The organism is Arthrobacter sp. YAF34 (assembly GCF_052113245.1).
GTDB lineage: Bacteria > Actinomycetota > Actinomycetes > Actinomycetales > Micrococcaceae > Arthrobacter.
In genome coordinates, this window is sequence record NZ_JBFRCV010000008.1 from 112214 (window position 1) to 131693 (window position 19480).

Consider the following 19480-nt stretch of genomic DNA (forward strand, 5'->3'; position numbering starts at 1 on the left):
GACACAAAATTTACACGAAACGAAGGATTCTGCCATTTTCTTCAGGTTTACGTCCGGATCTTCGGCAGGGCGGCGCGCCGCCGGGGTCGCGGCGGCAACACGACAAAGGGCCCCGCCATACGGCGGGGCCCTTTGCTGGATTCGGTGTCGCGGTGCCTAGAGCGCGGCCCGCTGCAGCGAGCGCGCGGCATCGATCGTGGCCTGGCCCAGCACGCGGCTGCCCTGATAGAGCACCACCGTCTGGCCGGGGGCCACGCCGCGCAGCGGCTCCGCCAAGGTGACTACGAGCCCGTCCCCGGCCATGTGGGCGCGGGCAGGGACTGGGTCGCCGTGGGCACGGACCTGGGCGTAGCAGTCGAAGTCCTCACCGGTCGCCACTTCGGCGATGGGCAGCCCCGCCCAGGAGACTTTGATGCCGCGGATTTCGTCGATCGCCAAGAGCGCCTCCGGGCCCACCACTACCTTGTTTTCCTTCGGCCGGATCTCCAGCACGAACCGCGGCTTGCCGTCCGCGGCCGGGGTGCCCAGCTTCAGGCCGCGGCGCTGGCCTACGGTGAACGCGTTGGCACCGGGGTGCTCGCCGACCTTCGCGCCCGACTCGTCCACGATGTCACCCGTGGTCATGTCAATCTTCTCGGCGAGCCAGCCGGCGGTGTCGCCGTCGGGAATGAAGCAAATGTCATGACTGTCGGGCTTGTTAGCCACCGAGAGGCCGCGGCGCTCCGCTTCCGCGCGGACCTCAGCCTTAGACGGGGTCTCGGCGAGCGGGAACATCGAATGCTTGAGCTGTTCGTGGGTCAGCACGCCGAGCACATAGCTCTGGTCCTTGGCCCAATCCGCGGCGCGGTGCAGCTCCGGGTTGCCGTCGGCGTCGGTGATGACCTTGGCGTAGTGGCCGGTGCAGACAGCATCGAACCCCAGCGCGATGGCCTTCTCCAGCAGCGCGGCGAATTTGATGCGCTCGTTGCACCGCATGCATGGATTAGGTGTGCGGCCGGCGGCGTATTCGTCGATGAAATCCTGGACGACATCCTCCTTGAACCGCTCGGAAAAGTCCCAGACGTAGTACGGGATCCCGAGGATGTCGCAGGCACGCCAGGCGTCACGGGAGTCCTCGATCGTGCAGCAGCCGCGGCTGCCGGTTCGCAGGGTGCCGGGCATCCGGGACAGCGCGAGGTGGACCCCGACGACGTCGTGTCCCGCCTCGACGGCGCGGGCGGCGGCAACGGCTGAATCAACGCCGCCACTCATGGCTGCAAGAACTCGCATACTGGCTTTCTCTAGGCATCGGGGTGTCGCAGGCACCGGAAATAGCACAATGCCTGCCCCGCCATTCTATCGCCGCGCCGATTCCTCCCCAAAAGGCCTTGACGGGGGCGCCTTCCCCTTCTAGCGTCAGGACAAGCGGTTTTAGAAAAACAGGTGCACAGGCATGGGAATCGAGCGGACGTGGCCGTTGAGAACATCGTGATCGTGGGCGGCGGACTGGCCGGTGCCACCGCAGCCAAAACCTTGCGGGCGGAGGGTTTCGGCGGCCCGGTGGTGCTGCTGGCCGCCGAGTCCCACCAGCCGTACCTGCGCCCGCCGCTGTCAAAGGAATATCTGCTGGGCAAGGCCGGCGATGACGCCCTGCCGGTGGTGCCCGGGGATTGGTACGACGCGAACGACGTCGACCTTCGGCTCGGGGTCAAGGTCACGGAACTGGACACTGCCGCCCGGGCCGTGGTCCTGGCTGACGGCAGCCGCCTGGAGTACGCGTCCCTGCTACTCGCGACCGGAGCCCGCCCGCGCAGCATCCCACTGCCCGGCGGCGGACTCGACGGCGTCAGTACGTTCCGGACGGTCGAGGACAGCGAACGCCTGCACGCCCGCCTCGCCGGCGGTGGCCTCAATGTGGTCATGATCGGGTCCGGCTGGATCGGGATGGAACTGGCCGCCGCCGCCAGCACTTACGGAAATACCGTCACCCTGCTGGGGCTCGAGGATGTGCCGCTCGCCGCGGCGGTCGGCCCCGAACTGGGCGGCTTCTTCCGCTCCCTGCACGGGGCCCACGGCGTGCGTTTCCGCCTGCCAGCCTCCGCGGCCGAGATCACGGGCGCCTCCGGACGGGTCACCGGCGTGCGCACGGACGCCGGCGAACTCCTCCCGGCCGACCACGTGGTCGTTGCCGTGGGGGTGGTTCCGGAGGTGGCGCTGGCGGAGGCGGCCGGCATTGGGCTCCGCAACGGCATCCTCACCGATGCCTCGCTGCGCACGGGGACCGCCGGGATCTTCGCCGCCGGGGACGTTGCCAATGCCCTGCACCCGTTCACCGGCGAACACCACCGCAGCGAGCACTGGTCCAATGCCCTGAACGGCGGCAAGGTGGCCGCCCGGGCCATGCTCGGCCTTGACGCCGTGCTGGACACCATCCCGTATTTCTACACGGACCAGTACGACGTCAGCATGGAGTACTCGGGCTTCCCGTCGCTGGTCGCCGGGCCGCCGGTCATCCGCGGCTCGCTCGCGGAGAAGGAGTTCATGGCCTTCTGGCAGCGGGAGGGCCGCGTGGTGGCCGGGATGAACGTCAACTGGCCCCGCGCCGCCAAGCCGCAGAAGGCGATCAAGGCGCTGATCAGCGCCCGGACGGCCGTGAGCCCGGACCGGCTTGCCGATGCCGCGGCACCGCTGGATCAGCTGCTGGATCAGCTGCTGGATTAGCCCCCTCCGGGGGCCTGACGGGCAGCTCCGCGCGCCACCGTTCCCGCGGTCTGGATGCTGGACTCATGCCCGGCCATGCCTGCCTGGCGGGCCCGGGCGTAGGCGCCCGGGAGCGCGGCGAGCAGGGCATCGACGTCGGCGTCGGTCGAGGAATGTCCGAGCGTAAAGCGCTGGGCACCCCTCGCCGTGTCCTCGTCCAGGCCCATGGCCAGCAGCACATGGGAGGGCCGCGGAACTCCCGCGGTGCAGGCGGAGCCCGTGGAGGATTCGACGCCGGCGAGGTCCAGCAGGAACAACAGCGAATCCCCTTCGCAGCCGGGGAACGTGAAATGCGCATTGCCGGGCAACCGCCCGGAACCCGGGGCGCCCCGCAGCACGGCTTCGGGGACGGCCGCATGGACGCCCTCGATCAGCCGGTCCCGGAGGGCCGCGATCCTGGCGGCTTCCTCGGGGAGTTTCGCGGCTGCCGCCTCGGCGGCCGCGGCGAAAGCGGCGATCGACGCCGTGTCCAGTGTCCCGGAGCGGACGTCGCGTTCCTGCCCGCCGCCGTGCTGGACCGGAGTCAGCTTCACCGACCGGCCCAGGATGAGCGCGCCGACGCCGACCGGTCCGCCGATCTTGTGCCCGGAGACGGACATGGCGTCCAGGCCCGAGTCGCGGAAGTCAACGGGCAGGGACCCGAAGGCCTGGACGGCGTCGGAGTGGACGGGCACGCCGGCAGCGTGGGCCAGCTCCACAATCCGGGCCACCGGCTGGATGGTGCCGACCTCGTTGTTGGCCCACATGACGGTCACCAGGGCGATCGATGACGGATCCCGGGACAGCTCGGCCTTGAGCACGGCCAGGTCCACGAGGCCCGCGGCGTCCACCGGGAGCCAGCAGACCTCGGCGCCTTCATGCCGTTCGAGCCATTCGACGGTGTCCAGCACCGCGTGGTGTTCGACGGCGGAACACAGGATGCGGGTACGCGCGGGGTCCTCGGCACGGCGGGCCCAGTACAGGCCTTTAACCGCAAGGTTGTCCGCCTCGGTCCCACCGGAGGTAAAGATGACTTCCGAGGGATGGGCGCCGGCGGCCGCGGCCAGCATTTCCCTGGCATCCTCCACGGAGCGCCGGGCACGGCGGCCGGATCCGTGCAGCGAGGAGGGGTTGCCGGTCCGGGCCAGTTCGCGCGTCAGGGCAGCCAGCGCTTCCGGGGCGAGAGTGGTGGTGGCGGCATGATCGAGGTATACGGGCACAGCGCAATTCTACCTGCGGGCGCCTCCGTTGCCTCCGGCAGGGGCGAGTCCCCCGTGGAGAACCACGGCGCGGTGAAGGGCATGGGCCGGTATACATTCAAGCCGTGAAAGCGTCCCTGTGCCTTGTGCTGGCCACCTTGTTCCGGTCCGGCGGATGCGGTCCGGGGGCACTTTGACGCGGACACGCCGAGGACACCGAACCGGGGGGCCGGAATCGGGGCCAAAGGCGCCGGCCGGCGAACGGCGCCGCAGGCAACCCAATCACCCGGGCAGGATGCGGGCACAGCACTGCCCCGGCTGCGCGCCGCCCTGCTCCCTGAGATCTTCGATGGCGAGCGCTTCGATCCGATCCGGGTTGATCCCCAGGGCCGCGGAGGCCCCGCCGAGGAAGGCTCCGTTCATGGCACACACCACGTCAGCATGCCCGGTGGCGAGGCGATGGAACGGGCAGTTCAACAGCACCAGTCCCCCGCTGCCGTCGTCCGCCGGGCAGTACCCCTGCCCCGCCAGGAAGTCCGCGAACGGGCCGGCGCCCTCGGGGCCGCCGGCGGATTCCGCGTCCCCCGTCCAGATGTCCCCCGCGGGCTCGCGGCCGGTTGTGCGGGCCGCCGATTCGACCGCCGCCTGCCCCCTGGCCCGGGCGGCCCGGAGCAGGGCATCCCGCGGCGAGCCGCCGTCGCTGGTTGCGGACTCGATCGCGGTGACAAGCAGCTCGGCGGCGAGGTCATAGTGGCGGTCGGGGACGGAGGCCGCAACCTCGTCCACGGCGGCCCGGTACAGCTTGGCGGGCCGGCCGGAGCCGGGGCCCTCCCGGCCTCCAAGCTTGCGGAACTCCACGGCCAGCAACCCGTCTTTCACGAGCCGGTCCAGGTGGAACGAGGCGGTGCTCCGCGCCAGGCCCACGGCCTGGGCCGCGTCGTCCCGGCCGACGGCGTCTGCCGCGGAGGCGACGAAGTCAAACAGCCTCCTGCGGTTCTCGTCTCCCAGGGACGCGACCGCCGCCAGCCTGTGGTTCCACGGAAGTTTGGTCATGAGACAAGAATATCTCTAAAAACAAGAATCATTGCTTAATCATCGTGTGCCGCTCTAAAATCGAAGTATCCATTTTTAGAAGGAGCATGCCATGAAAGTTTCTCCATCCCTCGCCGTTCCGGCGCAGCAGCTCACGGCGGACCGCCAGGCCTTCCTCCTGTTGCGGACCGTCTTTACGGTTGCGCCGATCCTGTTCGGCCTGGACAAGTTCACGAATCTTTTGACCCACTGGACCATGTACCTGGCCCCTGTGGCGACCCAGGTGGTCCCGCTGCCGGCCCAGACCATCATGTACATCGTTGGCGTGGTGGAAATCCTCGCCGGCGTCATGGTGGCGGTGCGCCCGCGCTTCGGGTCTGCGCTCGTGGCCGTCTGGCTGTTGGGCATCATCATCAACCTGATCGTCCTCGGCGGCTTCTACGACGTCGCGCTGCGTGACTTCGGGCTGCTCGTGGGCGCCCTGGCACTGAACCGGCTGTCCCCGCGCAAGGCGGCGCAGCCTGCTGCGCCGAGCGCCTAAGCCGCCAGGCGAGGCTGCTATGCCGGGCCGCTACGCGAGAACACAGACAGCGCGCGGAACCACCTCGATGGTCATCGGGAGCGCCCCGATCCGCTCGCCGTCGGCGTAGGCCACGATGTTGCTGGCCGCCAGCGGCTGGTGCCACCACTGGTGATCCGGCCGGCGTCGATCATCCGGCCCCCGCGGGCCAGGGACTCCAGCACCTGCTCGCAGGCTGACGGGACATTGTGCCGCGGCAGGCCCGGCGCTCGGGCCCGGCCAAAGGACGCGCGCGGGTTTGCGGCGACGGCGATCATCATGCGCCGAATTATGCCAGCCGCCGGGAACCATCCCGGTATGCGCGCTCGTTGTTCCTCCAGCCGGTTAAACTGGCCACGCCGGGCGCACACGAACGGTCCGGTGCACCTTGAAGCCGGCACCATCAACGAAAAGGATTTCTGTTTGACGCAGGGCAGCAGCTCGCATTACCAAGTCCTGAGGATCCCCGTGACGGCGACGGCCAAGGAGATCAAAGTGGCCTACCGAAAGGCCGCCCGGCTTGCCCACCCGGACCACGGAGGAGACCCTGCGGCCTTCCGGCGGGTCACCCTCGCCTACGAGACGCTCATCGACGCTAAACGCCGCGCGGACTATGACCGCTCCTACGGCGCCACGCCCGGGAGCCCCTACGCATCCCCCGCGGAGGACCAGGGGGCCCACTTCGACGCCCCGGCCGCTGGCAGCCGGGCCTCCGCCAATGTCCGCCCGAATACGCCCCGGAACACCGCAGCGGATGCGCCGGTCTACGTTCCCCCCTTCGAGCAGTTTGCCGACGGCGCCGCGGTGGCGCTGATTTCCGCGGATGTGGCGCGGCAACAGGTCCACGGCGTGCCCCGCAAGCGCGGGATCTTCGGAGCCGAGGCCCGGATCCAGCGCGAGATGCGCACCGTCCAGCTCATCAGCCGGCAGATCTTGACCGCAATTCCGGCGGCGCGGCTCATCAACGGGCTGCAGTCCCCGGCAGACAACAGCCACATCGACCACGCCCTCCTGGCCGGCTACCGGCTCGCGATTATCGGTTCCATGCTGCTGCCGCCGGGCGCGTACGCGTGGAACGGGAGCACCCTGACCCACGGGGGACGCTCCGTCGCACCGCCCCAGCTGGGCCACGTTGTGCGCCGGATGCAGGATATTTTTCCCGAGCTCAATGTCACCGGCTGGATTGTTGTCCACAGCACGGACGGCAACCTGCACCAGCCCGTCATTGACCGGCACCGCCGCTCGGCCGGCGGCCACGGCAGCGGCTACGCCGAGAGCTCCGGGCTTGTCGAAGTCGTCAACGCAGCGGGCCTGGCCCGCGGCCTCAAGCAGTTTCTCAGCTCGGGACCGGCCCCCAACACCGTCAACGTTCCCGTGCTGGCCCGGCTGCTGCGCGGCATGCACTAGGAAGCATGCAATAGGACCGGCGGGGACACTCCTTCGGGCAGGAGAATCCCGATCCGGCCGGCAGGCGCCGCGCTGCTCCGGCGGCTCGCTAGGATGGATACGTGTTCCGCATCCTCTTCCACACCCCAGAAATCCCCGGCAATACGGGAAACGCCATCCGCCTGGCGGCCATTACCGGCGCCGAACTGCATCTGGTGGAGCCCCTGGGCTTTGACTTTTCCGATGCCAAGCTCCGGCGCGCCGGCCTCGACTACCACGACCTCGCCGTCGTCACCGTCCACAAGGACATTGACGCGGCCTGGGCGGCGCTGAAACCGGAGCGGGTCTTCGCGTTCACTTCCGACGGCGAGACCACCTACACAGACATCAGCTACCGCGCGGGCGACATTCTGCTGTTCGGCCCCGAATCCGTGGGATTGCCGGCGGAACTGAAGAACAGTCCGCAGGTGACATCCCGCGTCCGCCTGCCAATGATGCCGGCCCTCCGGTCACTGAACCTGGCCAACGCGGCGTCCATCGCTGTCTATGAGGCGTGGCGCCAGAACGGCTTCGCAGGGGCCAAACTGTAGCCCCTGCGCCCGCGTCCGCCTGCGGCTGCTCCGGCAGCGTGCCGTTGCTCCGGCGGAATCCCGCGGCGAAGTAATCCGCAGGTCCCTCCCATCCAGGTTCCAGTCTGCGCCGAATCACTTCTGAAGGCGGGCACACAAGCCGTCGCCTCAGCACGTTTTGGGGAGAAACCGGAAGAAGGCGAGGTGCGGCGGGTGAGGACAGATAATCTTCGGGCACGCCCTGTCCATAGGGCAGGGGCCAGCCACACGTCGCATGCCGCACTTTCTGGCCCGCGTTCGACGGCGGGCACCTTATGCTTGGGAGTGATGGAAACTCCGAATGCCCCGAACCCCGAGGCCGCCGCACCGGCGGGAACCTCAGCCGACATCAACGGCCGGCTGGGCAGTCTGCTGGGATTGATTGCACAGGGTGACCAGGAGGCGTTCGCGGAATTTTACAACCTCACTTCCAGGCGCGTCTTCGGTATGGCACGCCGGGTCCTCATCGATGCCGAACTCAGTGAAGACACCACGCAGGAAGTCTTCCTGCAGGTGTGGCAGAACGCGGCGAAGTTCAATGCGGCGGCCGGCAGCCCGCTCGCGTGGCTCATGACCATCTCGCACCGCCGCGCAGTAGACAAGGTCCGGTCTTCCCAGTCCGCCACCGACCGCGAGGCCAAGTACGGCGCCAACAGCCAGGAGATCGACCACGATTCCGTCTCGGACGAGGTCGGCAGCCGGCTCGAGGCCGAGGCAGTGGTCCGGTGCCTCGAGACACTGACCGACACGCAGCAGGAGTCCGTGCGGCTGGCCTACTACGGCGGGCTCACGTACCGGGAAGTGGCCGAGCGGCTGAACGCAGCCGTTCCCACCATCAAGTCCCGCATCCGCGATGGACTAATCCGACTCAAGACTTGCTTGGGGGTGAGCTGAATTGACTGACATGTTTGCACATGACAACAACCGCCTCCCCGGCGGCTTTACTGCCGATATCGGCACGGACCTGGCCTCCGGCCGCGTCGCGGACCTGGCCGAGATTTATGCCCTCAACGCCGTGGACGACGCTGAACGGCTAGCGATCGAGCACTTCCTCGCCTCGGCACCGGCCGCAGAGCGGGATGCCTTCAACGAGCGGGTGCGGCAGGCCCAGGAGACCCTGGCCACCAGCTTCACCGCTGAGGAAGAGCCTCCGGCCGGTCTGCTGGACCGAATCATGTCTTCCTTGCCGGCGCAGACGGCAGAGCAGTCCCCCGCCGTGGCGCAGCTCCCCGGTTCGGGACTCCGGCCGGCTCCCGGCACGCATCCGGTTCGAGACAGTACCGAACTGCCCGTCACTGACGAGCTCGGTGCCGCCCGCAAGCGCCGGGACGAACGCCGGCGCCCGCAGGGCATGCGGAACTGGCTTGTCGGCGTCGCCGCCGCAGGCGTGATCGCTCTGGGTGGCGTGGGCGTCAGCGCCTATGTCGCCAACCAGAACGATCCGCTGAACCAGGTCATGCAGGCCAGCGACGTCCGGCAGGCCACTGTCGACGTCAACGGAGGCGGCACCGCCACCGTATCGATTTCCCCGTCCAAGGACGCCGCCGTCGTGAAGATGAACGGTGTCCCTGCTCCGCCGGCGGGCAAGGTCTACCAGATGTGGCTGATCCCCAAGGACGGTTCGGCCCCGGTATCGCAGGGCCTCATGGACGCGCAAGCCCTGTCCAAGCCGGCGGTCGTCAAGGGCATCGACTCCGCCGCCGCCCTGGGCATCACCGTGGAACCCGTGGGCGGGTCCGCGACGCCGACCCTGCCTACCGTCGCTTCCGCACCGCTGGGCGCGTAGGCAGGCGCAGTCCCCAACCGAACCCGGGGCGCTGGAGTTCAGAACCTGAGAGCTTGGGTTCTGAGAGCAGAGTATCCGGGAGCGCGGTAGCTGAGGGCGCAGGACATAGAGAAGCCGCCCCGGCCGTGACTCCTTCCAGAGGAGGAATCACGGCCGGGGCGGCTTTCTACGTTGAGCGCGGCTAAATGACGAGCGAGAGGAGCATGATCAGGCTGAAGCTCACCACGGAGATCAGCGTTTCCATGACGGACCAGGTCTTGAACGTCTGGCCCACGGTGAGTCCGAACAGCTCCTTGACCAGCCAGAAGCCGGCGTCGTTCACGTGCGAGAAGAACAGCGAGCCGGCGCCGATGGCGAGGGCCAGCAGTGCGGCGTGCGTCGGCGACAGCGAGCTGGCGAGCGGTGCCACGATGCCGGCGGCCGTCACGGTGGCGACGGTGGCCGAGCCTGTCGCCAGGCGCAGGGCAACGGCCACGATAAAGCCGAGCACCAGGACGGACATGTTGGTCCCCTCGGCCCAGGCCTTCACGGAGTCACCCACGCCGGCACCAATCAGTGTCTGCTTGAAACCGCCGCCCGCGCCGACGATCAGGAGGATCCCCGCGATCGGGCCGAGGCTGGCACTGATCCTGCTTGTGATCTTGGCGCCGCTGAGGCCCACTGTGTAGCCAAAGGTCACCATGGCCAGCAGGACGGCCAAGGTCATGGCGACCAGGGGCTGCCCGACGAAGTCGAAGAACATCCGGAGTGCCGGAGCCGTCGCGGGGTTGGGCCAGATGATGTCCACGACGGCCCTGAGCAACATGAGGACCACCGGGAAGAGGATGGTCAGTAGCGTGACGAGGAAGCTCGGCGGGCGCTTGACGCCCTCCATGTCCGCGCCGTGCACGGTATCGATGCCGCCGGCAACGGCGGGGGCGCCGACCGGCACCCACCGTGCCGCCAGGCGCGAGAACAGCGGGCCACAGATAATGACGGTGGGGATGGCCACGAGGATGCCGAGGGCCAGGGTGGTGCCCAGCTCAGCCTTGACGGCGCTGATCGCGATCAGCGGTCCCGGGTGCGGCGGCACCAGCCCGTGCAGCACGGACAGGCCCGCCAGCGCCGGGATGGCGATGCGCATCAGCGGCATCTTGGAGCGCTGGGTGACCAGGACGATCACCGGCAGCAGCAGCACGAGCCCGATTTCGAAGAACATCGGCAGGCCGATGATCACCGCGACGAGCGTGATGGCCCAGACCAGCTTGTTTCCGGTGGCCTTGGACAGGAGCGTGTCGACCACCTGGTTGGCGCCGCCGGAGTCGGCGAGCAGTTTGCCGAGCATCGCGCCGAGGGCGATCAGCAGGCCGACTTCCTTCAGGACGCCGCCCACGCCGTCCTCGAAGTTGACAATCACCTTGGCCGGCTCCACGCCGGCGGCGAGGCCGACGAAGCCGGACCCCAGCACGAGGGCCAGGAACGGGTGGAACTTGAACTTGGCAATCAGCACCACGATCAGTGCGATGCCGAGGCCCGCGACGATCAGCAGTTGGGTGTTGACGCCGGATCCGGCGTCAACGGCAGCAGGAAGCTGCATTGTTATCAGAGATTTCACAAAAATTCCTTGGTCGGCTGCGGAACGCGGGGAGGCTCAGGGCCTGGCGTCGGCAGCGGCGAGGTTGAGTCGGGTAATGATTTCCTGTGCTTCTTCCGCCGGCGATGCGGAAACGGACAGGGCAATGAAGTTTTCGTCCGCAGTGGGCGCCTCGAGCGCCTCGAACTGGGACTCCAGCAGAGCCGGAGGCATAAAGTGCCCGTGGCGGGAGGCCAGCCGGTCGGAGATCTTCTCCTGCGTCCCTTCGAGGAACACGAAGACCACCCCCTCGCCGCGCAGGATGTCCCGGTAGCGCTTCTTGAGCGCCGAGCACGTCACGACGCCGGGAGTTCCGGTTTCCGTGTGGGCCCGGATCCAGCCCGCAATGCTTTCCAGCCAGGGCCACCGATCCTCGTCGGTCAGCGGCCGGCCAGCCTGCATCTTGGCCACGTTCGATTCGGGGTGCAGGTCGTCGCCCTCGGCCAGGTCCCAGCCCAGCCTGCCGGCGAGCAGTCCCGCCACGGTTGACTTCCCGGATCCGGAAACGCCCATGATCACAAGAACGGGGTGTTGCGCAGTCTTCGCCATCAAAGTCTGCCTTCCATCAAATAAATATGATTTAAACAATGGCCAGCATATGGCAGAGGGGGTGCTGCGGCAACACTAGAATCCGGCGATGGTCCCCGGGCCGTTGACTGCGACGACGTGGAAGGCCTCGGCGCTGCGGCCGGCGGGCAGTCCGGCACGGGCCCCCGTACCGAGCATGAGGCCGCGGACCGTGCGCTCCATGGCGTCAACGTCGGGATGCTGGCTGACGTGGATGTGGACGGCGGCAAGCTTGCTTTCGACGTGTTCGGTAACGTCCACGAAGTGGTTTTCGCGCTCTTCCGGCCCGGCGAAGAGCCACAGCCATGGCAACTTGTAGGCCTCCAGCCCGGACGCGGCCAGTTCCGGATACGCGAAGGGGTTCTCCAGCGCGGGATACACGGCCCGGGTCACGGCCTCCCCCACGGCCAGGTGGTCCGGGTGGCTCTTCTGGATCCGGTTCCAGTTGCGTTCCGGGTGCATGGACACCACGACGTCGGGCCGGAGCTGCCGGATCAGGCGCACCACCTCGCGCATCACCTCATGCGAGGGTTCGAGGTAGCCGTCACGCTGGTGCAGGTAATGGATGTCCGTGACGCCGACCAGGGCGGCCGCGCGCTCCTGCTCGGCGACGCGCAGCCGCACGATTTCGTCGCGCTGCGCCGGATCGAAGCCGCCGGCATCGCCGTCGGTCATGATGCAGTAGCTGACCTGCACCCCGGCCGCAGTCCAGGCTGCAACGGTCCCGGCGGCGCCGAAATCGATGTCGTCCGGGTGGGCCGTGAAACAAAGCACCCGCTCGATCCTGGAGGTCTCCGGATCGAACGGGCTTTGTGCCGGGACGGCGTTCGTGCTCATGCGGTCAGCCTTTGCGCTTCTTGATTTCGGCGGTTGCCTGCGGCAGCACCTTGAAGAGGTCGCCAACAACGCCGAAGTCCGCGATCTCGAAAATCGGCGATTCGGCGTCCTTGTTCACGGCCACAATCACCTTGGCGGTCTGCATGCCGGACTTCTGCTGGATGGCGCCGGAAATGCCCGCGGAGATGTACAGCTGCGGCGAGACGGTCTTGCCGGTCTGGCCGACCTGCGCGTCGTGGCCGATCCAGCCGGCGTCGGTGGCGGCCCGCGAGGCGCCGATGGCGGCGCCCAGGGCGTCGGCGAGTTCCTCCAGCGGGCCAAAGTTGCCGTCCACGCCCCGGCCGCCGGCCACCACGATCCGCGCCTCGGCCAGATCGGGGCGCCCGCTGGCGGGCTTGTCGCTGCGCGCCGTGACCCGGGCTGCGGCCGCGGTCACGTCAGGAACCTGGACGGTGATGCTTTCCGGCGCCGTGGCAGTTACCGCGGGCTCGGGCGTGATGCTGTTCGGCTTCACGGTCAGCACGGAAACGGGCGTCGTGGCCTTCGCGGTGGAGGTGTAGGACCCCGCGAGCACCGACTTGTGCGCCGTTCCGTCCGGGTCCACGGCCACGACGTCGGTGATGACGCCGGCGCCGAGCCTGATGCCGAGCCGGGCGGCGATTTCCTTGCCCTCGGCCGAGTTCTCGGTCAGGACCACGCCCGCTCCGGCGGCGTCGGCGGCCGCGGCCACGAATGCCGCCTTGGGTCCCACGAGGTAGTCGTCGAGGTCGGCGGCGGACGGGAGATACAACGCCTCGGCGCCATAGGCTGCGAGGGCCGCGGCGGCGTCGTCGTGCAGTTCGCCGTTGACGGCGGCAACGGTTTCGCCCAGGGAGCGCCCGATCGTGAGCAGTTCCAGGCTCGACTTCTTCAGGGCCTGGCCGGGGTTGTCAATGAAAACGAGTACTTTTGCCATGTTCGGTTTTCCCCTTTAGAGCAGCTTCTGGGCGGCCAGGAACTCGACCAGCTGAAGGCCGGCGTCGCCGTCGTCGGTGATGATGGTGCCGGCCGTGCGCGGCGGGCGGGCCTCGGCGGTCTCGACGGCGGTCCAGGAGCCGGACTTGCCCACGTGGGCCGCGTCGACGCCGATGTCGGCAAGGCTCAAGGTGGTGATGGTCTTCTTTTTCGCCGCCATGATGCCCTTGAAGTTCGGGTACCGGGGGTCATTGATCTGGTCTGTGACGGAGACCAGTGCCGGCAGCTGAGCCACGATGGTGTCCGCGTGCGTGTCGCCGTCGCGGCGGGCGGTGAGCTTGCCGGCGTCGAGCTCCAGCGACGCGGCAAAGGTTACCTGCGGAAGCCCCAGACGTTCGGCGAGCTGCGCCGGGACCAGGGAGGTCTCGCCGTCAGTGGAGGCCATGCCGGTGAGGATGAGGTCCGCGGGGGCGTCGGCGCCGAGGTGGCGGATTGCGGCGGCCAGTGCCAGCGAGGTGGCAGCGGCGTCGGAGCCGGCCAGGGCCTCGTCGGTGAGGTGCACGCCTTCCGTTGCGCCGATCTGCAGGGACTTCTTCACCGCATTGACTGCCCCGGCCGGCCCCATGCTGAGGGCGATGACCTTGTTCCCGGCCGCTTCGCCGCCGCGGGCCTCGATCAGCTGCAAGGCCGCTTCCAGGGCGTACTCATCCAGTTCCGACAGGATGCTTTCGGAGCGGTCAACGGTATTGGCCCCACCAACGAGGTGGCGGTCGAACTGCGCATCCGGGACGTGCTTGACCAGCACAATGATCTTCAGGGTTTCTTCCACTGGGTCTACAGCAGCCTTCCATGCGGGTGGATAGCCCGCCCCTGGCGGGGTCATGGCCACGGAACGCCCGGTTGACGGGCTGTTCCTAGCTAACCATATAGCCGCCCGGCGGCGCGGCATGGGTTAACGCCTGTGTCAGCGCCCGCTTCCGGCCCTCTCCCCGCACGGCTGTTCTGGCCGCCATTCTGCCCGACGCCGGCACGCGAGAGGCCGAGCCGCACCTTTGGTGAATTCTAGGTGCCGCCCGGCCTCTTGCTGTTCCTACTGCACTGCTTCTACTGCACTGGCTCTAGTGCTCTGGCTCTACTGCTCTGGTCCTACTGGTCTGCTGCAGCGCCGAGGGTCACATCGAGGTCCTTCGGCTGGCCGCCGCGCAGGACCGTGACCTTGACCGTGGCCCCTGCGGGCTGTTCGCGCACCGCAGCGGTCAGCTGGTTGGGATCGCTGATGGTCAGGTCCTGGAACTTCGTGACGACGTCGCCTACCTTGATGCCCGCCTTGTCAGCGGCCGAGCCTGACTCGACAGTCGCGACTTCCGCGCCTACCGAGAACCCGGAGGAGGATGTGCCCGCGGCCTTGGCCTTCACACTGACGCCGAACTGAGCGTGCGTGGCTTTGCCGCTGTTGATGATTTCCTGGGCCACGCGCTTGGCATTGTTGATCGGGATGCTGAAGCCCACGCCAATGTTGCCGTTGCTGCTGCCGCTGGACGAGTCGCCGCCGGCGGAGGCGATGGCAACGTTTACGCCGATGATTTCGCCCTTGGTGTTCACCAGCGCGCCGCCGGAGTTACCCGGGTTGATGGCCGCGTCCGTCTGGATGACGTTGATCGAGATAGATCCCTGGTCCGCGGTGCTTTGGCTCTGGCCGCCGCCCGGAGGTGCAAACTGGAAGCCCTGGTCGCCGCCCTGGGAGTTGTCCGCACCGTTCTTGGGCGCGGCCGACGAAGCCACGCTAATGGTCCGGTTCAAGGTCGAGACGATGCCGTCGGTGACCGTGCCGGTGAGTCCCAGCGGCGAGCCGATGGCGACGGCGGTGTCGCCGACGTTCAGCTTGCCCGAGTCACCCAGAGTGGCCGGGACCAGGCCCGAGGGGTTGTCGATCTTGATCACGGCGAGGTCGGACAGCGGATCGGTACCGACAATCTTCGCGGAATAGACCTTGCCGTCGCTGGTCCGGACTTCCATCGTGGCGTTGGCGGCTTTGCCGTCGAGTGTGACCACGTGGGTGTTGGTGAGCACGTGGCCCTCCGTGTCCAGAATGATCCCGCTGCCGGTTCCGCCGTCGCTGCCGCTGGTGGCCTTGATGGTCACGACGCTCGGGGAGGCCTTGAGTGCGGCGGCGGAGATGGCGTTGACGTCGTCTTTGTTGTTGACGATCACCGGCCCCGCCTGGGTGGTGTTGCTGCTGGCCGTGGCGTAGCGGTCCGCCAGCAGCGCGTTGCTGCCGGCGACCACGCCGCCGCCGATCAGGCCGGCAGCCACGATGCTGGCGACGAGTGTGGGAACCCCGAAGGCCGCTTTGCGCTTCGGGGCGTGCGCCGGGTTGTTCACAAATCCCGGAGCGGAGGCATAGTGCGGCGCCGACTGCGGCTGGCCGCCGGAGTGGGCTTGGCCGTAAGTGGCTTGGCCGTACGGGGACGGGCCGGCCTGCTGGCCGGGCTGAGGTGATGCGACATAGGGGCCTGCATGCTGGGCCGGGGCACCGAACTGCTGGGTATCCGCGGCGGAGGGCTGGTGCTGCGGGTACACGGGCCGCGGCGCGCCTTCCCCGGCGCGGTCCATCCGGAGGGTCGGGTTCTCACGTGCCGGGCTTCCAGGTGCCACCTCAGTGGCCTGGGGGGCATCCGGCTGCGCTGAGGCATTCGTCTGAGCCGAGGCGCCATCCTGCGGCCCCTCCGGTTCCCGGTTCTGTGGCGTCGGCTCCGGTGACGCACCCGGCACTGGGTTCTCAGTCATGAGACTTCCTTTCATCCTCGTCTACCTACAACTATGGACGCTCAGACTGATACTAGAGCGAACATTTGCTGGGAGGTTCCTGAACGGATTTTCAGCGGTCGGCAGACCGGCGTTTGCACGCTTAAGCGCTTTTCGCTGGTGGCATATTCCCATAGGTGGACTGCCATTTGGGTGCACCATAGAATCAAATGGAATTGCCACAGCGACCTGCGGCTTTACATCTGCGTGGGGGCGCTGCTGCATTCTGTGACGGCTGGTTCGACCGAACCGGTCCCAGAAGTGCTGAAGGGTTGCACATGCGGTCTAAGTTGAATCGTTTTCTCGCCGTCCTTGGCGTGGCCGGATTGCTGGCGCTACCCGCCGCCCCGGCCTTGGCCGAAGACCCGGTGACAATCCCGTCCGGGCAGAACATCGTGGACAGCGGAAATCTTCTGGGTAGCCGCAAGGGCGAAGTCCAGGACGCCATCCAGAAGCTCCTGAAGGATCACAAGTACAACCTGTATGTGGTCACGGCAAAGACATTCGAGAACCCCACGGACCCTAAAGCCTGGGCCGTGGCCGTGGCCAAAAACAAAGGCATGGGCAAGGCTGACGTCATCCTCACCATGTCCGATGACGGCCATTACTACTTCTCGCCCAGCTCGGCCAGCGCCATCTACCCCAAGACGGACGCCATCACCCAGAACGCCATCGTTCCGAACCTGGGCGGCGGGAAGCGGGACTTTGCCCAGGCGGCCATCGACACTGCCACGGCGGTCGGTGATGCCGCGGGCGGCGGAAGTGGCTCGGTCTCCTCCGGAGAGGGCGCGGGCAGTGCCGTGCTGGTGGGGGTCGGCGTCGTGGCCGTAGGCGGGGCGGGAGCGTATCTCTACTTCCGCAGCCGACGGAAGAAGGCCGGCCAGGCTGCCGGGGCCTCTGCCGGCCCACACGGTGCGGACGCGGACCCGCTGGCGGGCCTCAGTGTGGCGGAACTGCGCCGCAAGAGCGATTCTCTGCTGATCGAGGCGGACGACGCCATCAAGTCCAGCGAGCAGGAACTTGGCTTCGCCCAAGCCCAATACGGTGACGCCGCGGTGGGTAACTTCACCAAGGCGCTGCAGGAGGCCAAGGCCCACATGACGGAGTCGTTCAAACTGCAGCAGCAGCTTGACGACCACATTCCCGACACCGAGGAGCAGCAGCGCAGCTGGCTCGGCGAAATCATCCGCCGCTCCGAAGCGGCCCTGGCTTCACTGCAGGAGCAGAAAGCGGACTTCGATTCCCTTCGGGAGCTGGAGAAGAACGCCCCGCAGGCCCTCGCCGCCGTCGGCGCCGGAGCCGCGGAGGCCGAGGCAAAGATTGCCAGCGCCGAACAATCGCTGACCGAACTTCGCGCCAAGTACGCGGAGAGCGCCTTGGTCCAGGTCGCGGACAACATCAACCAGGCCAAGGACCGTCTCGACTTCGTACAGAACGCCTCCGCCGCGGCGAAGGAAAAGCTCGCCGCGGGCGAAAACGGCCTCGCCGCGGTGGCCGTGCGGGCCGCCGAGGAAAGCCTGCACCAGACCAACGTGCTGATCGGCGCCATCACCAAGGTGGCCGGCAGCCTCGCAGAGGCGCGCAGCGGACTTGAGTCCGCCGTCGTCGACACGGCCCAGGACCTGGCCCAGGCGAAGGCGATCCTCCAGTCCGGGGCCCACCCGGAACTGTCCGGACCGGTGGCCGCGGTGGAAGCCGCGCTGGCGCAGGTCAAGACGGAAATTCAGGGCGGCAAGTTCGATCCCATTGCCACGCTGAGACGCGTGGCAACGGCGCACCAGACACTCGACTCGGCGCTCAGCGGCATCCGCGACCAGCAGGAGCAGGAGCGCCGTGCCCAGGCGTCGCTGCAGCAGAGCATCATGTCGGCCCAGGCCCAGATCAGCGCGACGTCGGACTACATCACCGCCCGCCGCGGCGGCGTGGGCACCGACGCGCGCACGCGCCTGGCTGAAGCCCAGCGGAACCTGGACTATGCGCTTTCCATCTCCCGCAGCGACCCGATCACCGCGCTGCAGTACGCGCAGCAGGCCCACGCCCTGGCGGCACAGGCCGCCCAGTTGGCCCAGTCCGACGTGGATCACTTCGGCGGCTACGCCAACCAGGGCTACGGCCGTGGCGGGATGTTCGGCGGCAGCGGCGGCGGCGGCCTCGGCGGCGCGATCCTCGGCGGAATCCTCATCAACTCCATCCTCCACGGCGGAGGCGGCGGCGGCTGGGGCGGTGGCGGCGGCGGTGACTTTGGCGGCGGCGATTCCGGCGGCGGCTGGGGCGGCGGCGACTTTGGCGGGGGCGGTGACTTTGGCGGCGGCGACTCCGGCAGCTTCTAGCCTTTTGCGCATTCGCTGCACGGGAAGGAATGACAGCAGACGACGCGCCGGCCGGAAGGGTCCGGGCAGCGGATAGAAGCGACACATCATCTGTTCACTGGATTTCAGTGAGACAACTGAGCAGGACGAAAGGTAACACCATGGTTAAGCAGTCCATTTTCGGCCGCATGGCGCAGCTGGCGAAGGCCAACATCAACTCGTTGCTGGACCAGGCCGAGGATCCGCAGAAGATGCTGGACCAGATGGTCCGTGACTACACAAACAACATCGCGGAGGCAGAGTCCGCGGTGGCCCAGACCATCGGCAACCTGCGCATGCTCCAGGACGACTACAACGAGGACATCCGGAACGCCCAGGACTGGGGCAACAAGGCCCTCGCTGCTTCCCGCAAGGCCGACGAATACCGCGCCCGGGGCGACGTTGGCGACGCGGAGAAGTTCGACAACCTGGCCAAGGTTGCGCTGCAGCGCCAGATCGCCTCCGAAAACGAGGCACGGGCCGCCGAGCCGAGCATTGCGTCCCAGACGGAAGTGGTGGATAAGCTCAAGCACGGCCTTGACCAGATGAAGGGCAAGCTCAACGAACTGACCAGCAAGCGCAATGAGCTGGTGGCCCGGTCCAAGACGGTGCAGGCCCAGAGCCAGGTCCACGACGCACTCAAGAGCATCAACATCATGGACCCCACCTCCGAGGTTGGCCGCTTCGAAGAGAAGATCCGCCGCGAGGAAGCCAAGGTCCGGGGCCAGCAGGAGCTCGCCGCCTCGAGCCTGGATGCCCAGTTCAATTCGCTGGAAGACCTCGGCGAACAGACCGAGATCGAGGCCCGGCTGGCCGCGATGAAGTCCGGCGGCTCCCCTGCCGCCATCGGCACCGGCGACGGGACCGCTAAGACCGGCTCCACCGTGGAGGAAGCCGACTTCGACAAGCTCTAACCGGCCTGGTTTCAGAGGCCGGGTTCCGGCGGGCGAGGCTGACACCTCTTGGCCCGCCGGAGCCCGGCCTTTGTTGTGCCGCGGCTGTTGCGGGGCGGTGCCCTGGCGCGGTGGTGTCTGGTGCAATGGTGCCGGGTCGGCGCGTGTACCGTGGA

At 67.7% G+C, this 19480-nt stretch carries 18 protein-coding genes; 8 read left to right on the forward strand and 10 right to left on the reverse strand.

Features of this window, described 5'->3' with window-relative positions; all coding sequences use genetic code 11:
• Nucleotides 1–156: 156 nt before the first annotated feature.
• Nucleotides 157–1269: a tRNA 2-thiouridine(34) synthase MnmA gene (mnmA, locus tag AB4Y72_RS11595; protein ID WP_441426310.1), complete on the reverse strand. Its 1113-nt coding sequence runs from the start codon at nt 1267–1269 to the stop codon at nt 157–159.
• Between the two features lie 180 nt (nt 1270–1449).
• On the opposite strand from mnmA, the gene AB4Y72_RS11600 reads away from it, so the two are divergent.
• Nucleotides 1450–2700, forward strand: coding sequence for an NAD(P)/FAD-dependent oxidoreductase (locus AB4Y72_RS11600; protein WP_441426311.1), 1251 nt, complete (start codon nt 1450–1452; stop codon nt 2698–2700).
• On the opposite strand, the gene AB4Y72_RS11605 is transcribed toward AB4Y72_RS11600, so the two are convergent.
• Nucleotides 2697–3938 carry a cysteine desulfurase family protein gene (locus tag AB4Y72_RS11605; protein ID WP_441426312.1) on the reverse strand — a complete coding sequence of 414 codons (1242 nt, stop codon included), beginning with the start codon at nt 3936–3938 and terminating at the stop codon, nt 2697–2699. The two genes, AB4Y72_RS11600 and AB4Y72_RS11605, sit on opposite strands and share 4 nt — an antisense overlap.
• Nucleotides 3939–4199: 261 nt before the next feature.
• A complete protein-coding gene (locus AB4Y72_RS11610; protein ID WP_441426313.1) occupies nt 4200–4970 on the reverse strand; it encodes a helix-turn-helix transcriptional regulator in 771 nt (256 codons plus the stop codon).
• A 91-nt stretch (nt 4971–5061) separates the two neighbouring features.
• Here AB4Y72_RS11610 and AB4Y72_RS11615 point away from each other — a divergent pair, with 91 nt between their 5' ends.
• Nucleotides 5062–5490: a hypothetical protein gene (locus tag AB4Y72_RS11615; RefSeq protein ID WP_441426314.1), complete on the forward strand. Its 429-nt coding sequence runs from the start codon at nt 5062–5064 to the stop codon at nt 5488–5490.
• A 71-nt stretch (nt 5491–5561) separates the two neighbouring features.
• Here AB4Y72_RS11615 and AB4Y72_RS11620 read toward each other — a convergent pair whose 3' ends face one another.
• Complete coding sequence (locus AB4Y72_RS11620) at nt 5562–5789, reverse strand: hypothetical protein (RefSeq protein WP_441426315.1); 228 nt, start codon at nt 5787–5789, stop codon at nt 5562–5564.
• Nucleotides 5790–5931: 142 nt separating this feature from the next.
• Here AB4Y72_RS11620 and AB4Y72_RS11625 point away from each other — a divergent pair, with 142 nt between their 5' ends.
• The 4 genes from AB4Y72_RS11625 (at nt 5932) to AB4Y72_RS11640 (ending at nt 9288) form a co-directional block, all read left to right on the forward strand.
• Complete coding sequence (locus AB4Y72_RS11625) at nt 5932–6915, forward strand: J domain-containing protein (protein ID WP_441426316.1); 984 nt, start codon at nt 5932–5934, stop codon at nt 6913–6915.
• A gap of 101 nt (nt 6916–7016) precedes the next feature.
• Nucleotides 7017–7484: a tRNA (cytidine(34)-2'-O)-methyltransferase gene (locus AB4Y72_RS11630; protein ID WP_441426317.1), complete on the forward strand. Its 468-nt coding sequence runs from the start codon at nt 7017–7019 to the stop codon at nt 7482–7484.
• A gap of 306 nt (nt 7485–7790) precedes the next feature.
• Nucleotides 7791–8396 carry an ECF RNA polymerase sigma factor SigK gene (gene sigK, locus AB4Y72_RS11635; RefSeq protein WP_441426318.1) on the forward strand — a complete coding sequence of 202 codons (606 nt, stop codon included), beginning with the start codon at nt 7791–7793 and terminating at the stop codon, nt 8394–8396.
• 10 nt (nt 8397–8406) lie between these two features.
• Nucleotides 8407–9288, forward strand: coding sequence for an anti-sigma factor (locus tag AB4Y72_RS11640; protein WP_441426319.1), 882 nt, complete (start codon nt 8407–8409; stop codon nt 9286–9288).
• A gap of 181 nt (nt 9289–9469) precedes the next feature.
• On the opposite strand, the gene AB4Y72_RS11645 is transcribed toward AB4Y72_RS11640, so the two are convergent.
• The 6 genes from AB4Y72_RS11645 to AB4Y72_RS11670 all read right to left on the reverse strand — a co-directional run bounded on the left by AB4Y72_RS11645 (nt 9470) and on the right by AB4Y72_RS11670 (nt 16045).
• On the reverse strand, nt 9470–10864 hold the full coding sequence (locus tag AB4Y72_RS11645) for a GntT/GntP/DsdX family permease (RefSeq protein WP_441426408.1): 1395 nt from the start codon (nt 10862–10864) through the stop codon (nt 9470–9472).
• A 54-nt stretch (nt 10865–10918) separates the two neighbouring features.
• On the reverse strand, nt 10919–11449 hold the full coding sequence (locus AB4Y72_RS11650; protein ID WP_441426320.1) for a gluconokinase: 531 nt from the start codon (nt 11447–11449) through the stop codon (nt 10919–10921).
• A gap of 75 nt (nt 11450–11524) precedes the next feature.
• Nucleotides 11525–12304, reverse strand: coding sequence for a PIG-L deacetylase family protein (locus AB4Y72_RS11655; protein WP_441426321.1), 780 nt, complete (start codon nt 12302–12304; stop codon nt 11525–11527).
• Nucleotides 12305–12308: 4 nt separating this feature from the next.
• Nucleotides 12309–13259 carry an electron transfer flavoprotein subunit alpha/FixB family protein gene (locus AB4Y72_RS11660; RefSeq protein ID WP_441426322.1) on the reverse strand — a complete coding sequence of 317 codons (951 nt, stop codon included), beginning with the start codon at nt 13257–13259 and terminating at the stop codon, nt 12309–12311.
• 15 nt (nt 13260–13274) lie between these two features.
• The gene (locus tag AB4Y72_RS11665) at nt 13275–14075 is read right to left on the reverse strand and encodes an electron transfer flavoprotein subunit beta/FixA family protein (RefSeq protein WP_441426409.1); all 801 of its coding nucleotides are present in this window, start codon (nt 14073–14075) and stop codon (nt 13275–13277) included.
• A gap of 329 nt (nt 14076–14404) precedes the next feature.
• Nucleotides 14405–16045 carry a trypsin-like peptidase domain-containing protein gene (locus AB4Y72_RS11670; RefSeq protein ID WP_441426323.1) on the reverse strand — a complete coding sequence of 547 codons (1641 nt, stop codon included), beginning with the start codon at nt 16043–16045 and terminating at the stop codon, nt 14405–14407.
• Between the two features lie 296 nt (nt 16046–16341).
• Here AB4Y72_RS11670 and AB4Y72_RS11675 point away from each other — a divergent pair, with 296 nt between their 5' ends.
• Together AB4Y72_RS11675 and AB4Y72_RS11680 are read left to right on the forward strand one after the other, a co-directional pair.
• Nucleotides 16342–18393, forward strand: coding sequence for a TPM domain-containing protein (locus tag AB4Y72_RS11675; protein WP_441426324.1), 2052 nt, complete (start codon nt 16342–16344; stop codon nt 18391–18393).
• 140 nt (nt 18394–18533) lie between these two features.
• Complete coding sequence (locus AB4Y72_RS11680; protein WP_441426325.1) at nt 18534–19325, forward strand: PspA/IM30 family protein; 792 nt, start codon at nt 18534–18536, stop codon at nt 19323–19325.
• Nucleotides 19326–19480: the final 155 nt, after the last annotated feature.

Coding starts and splice junctions, on each gene's coding strand:
- mnmA (WP_441426310.1), bottom strand. CDS start 1,269: ATGCGAGTTCTTGCAGCCATGAGTGGCGGCGTTGATTCAGCCGTTGCC.
- AB4Y72_RS11610 (WP_441426313.1), bottom strand. CDS start 4,970: ATGACCAAACTTCCGTGGAACCACAGGCTGGCGGCGGTCGCGTCCCTG.
- AB4Y72_RS11615 (WP_441426314.1), top strand. CDS start 5,062: ATGAAAGTTTCTCCATCCCTCGCCGTTCCGGCGCAGCAGCTCACGGCG.
- AB4Y72_RS11620 (WP_441426315.1), bottom strand. CDS start 5,789: ATGATGATCGCCGTCGCCGCAAACCCGCGCGCGTCCTTTGGCCGGGCC.
- sigK (WP_441426318.1), top strand. CDS start 7,791: ATGGAAACTCCGAATGCCCCGAACCCCGAGGCCGCCGCACCGGCGGGA.
- AB4Y72_RS11640 (WP_441426319.1), top strand. CDS start 8,407: ATGTTTGCACATGACAACAACCGCCTCCCCGGCGGCTTTACTGCCGAT.
- AB4Y72_RS11645 (WP_441426408.1), bottom strand. CDS start 10,864: ATGCAGCTTCCTGCTGCCGTTGACGCCGGATCCGGCGTCAACACCCAA.
- AB4Y72_RS11650 (WP_441426320.1), bottom strand. CDS start 11,449: ATGGCGAAGACTGCGCAACACCCCGTTCTTGTGATCATGGGCGTTTCC.
- AB4Y72_RS11655 (WP_441426321.1), bottom strand. CDS start 12,304: ATGAGCACGAACGCCGTCCCGGCACAAAGCCCGTTCGATCCGGAGACC.
- AB4Y72_RS11660 (WP_441426322.1), bottom strand. CDS start 13,259: ATGGCAAAAGTACTCGTTTTCATTGACAACCCCGGCCAGGCCCTGAAG.
- AB4Y72_RS11670 (WP_441426323.1), bottom strand. CDS start 16,045: ATGACTGAGAACCCAGTGCCGGGTGCGTCACCGGAGCCGACGCCACAG.
- AB4Y72_RS11675 (WP_441426324.1), top strand. CDS start 16,342: ATGCGGTCTAAGTTGAATCGTTTTCTCGCCGTCCTTGGCGTGGCCGGA.
- AB4Y72_RS11680 (WP_441426325.1), top strand. CDS start 18,534: ATGGTTAAGCAGTCCATTTTCGGCCGCATGGCGCAGCTGGCGAAGGCC.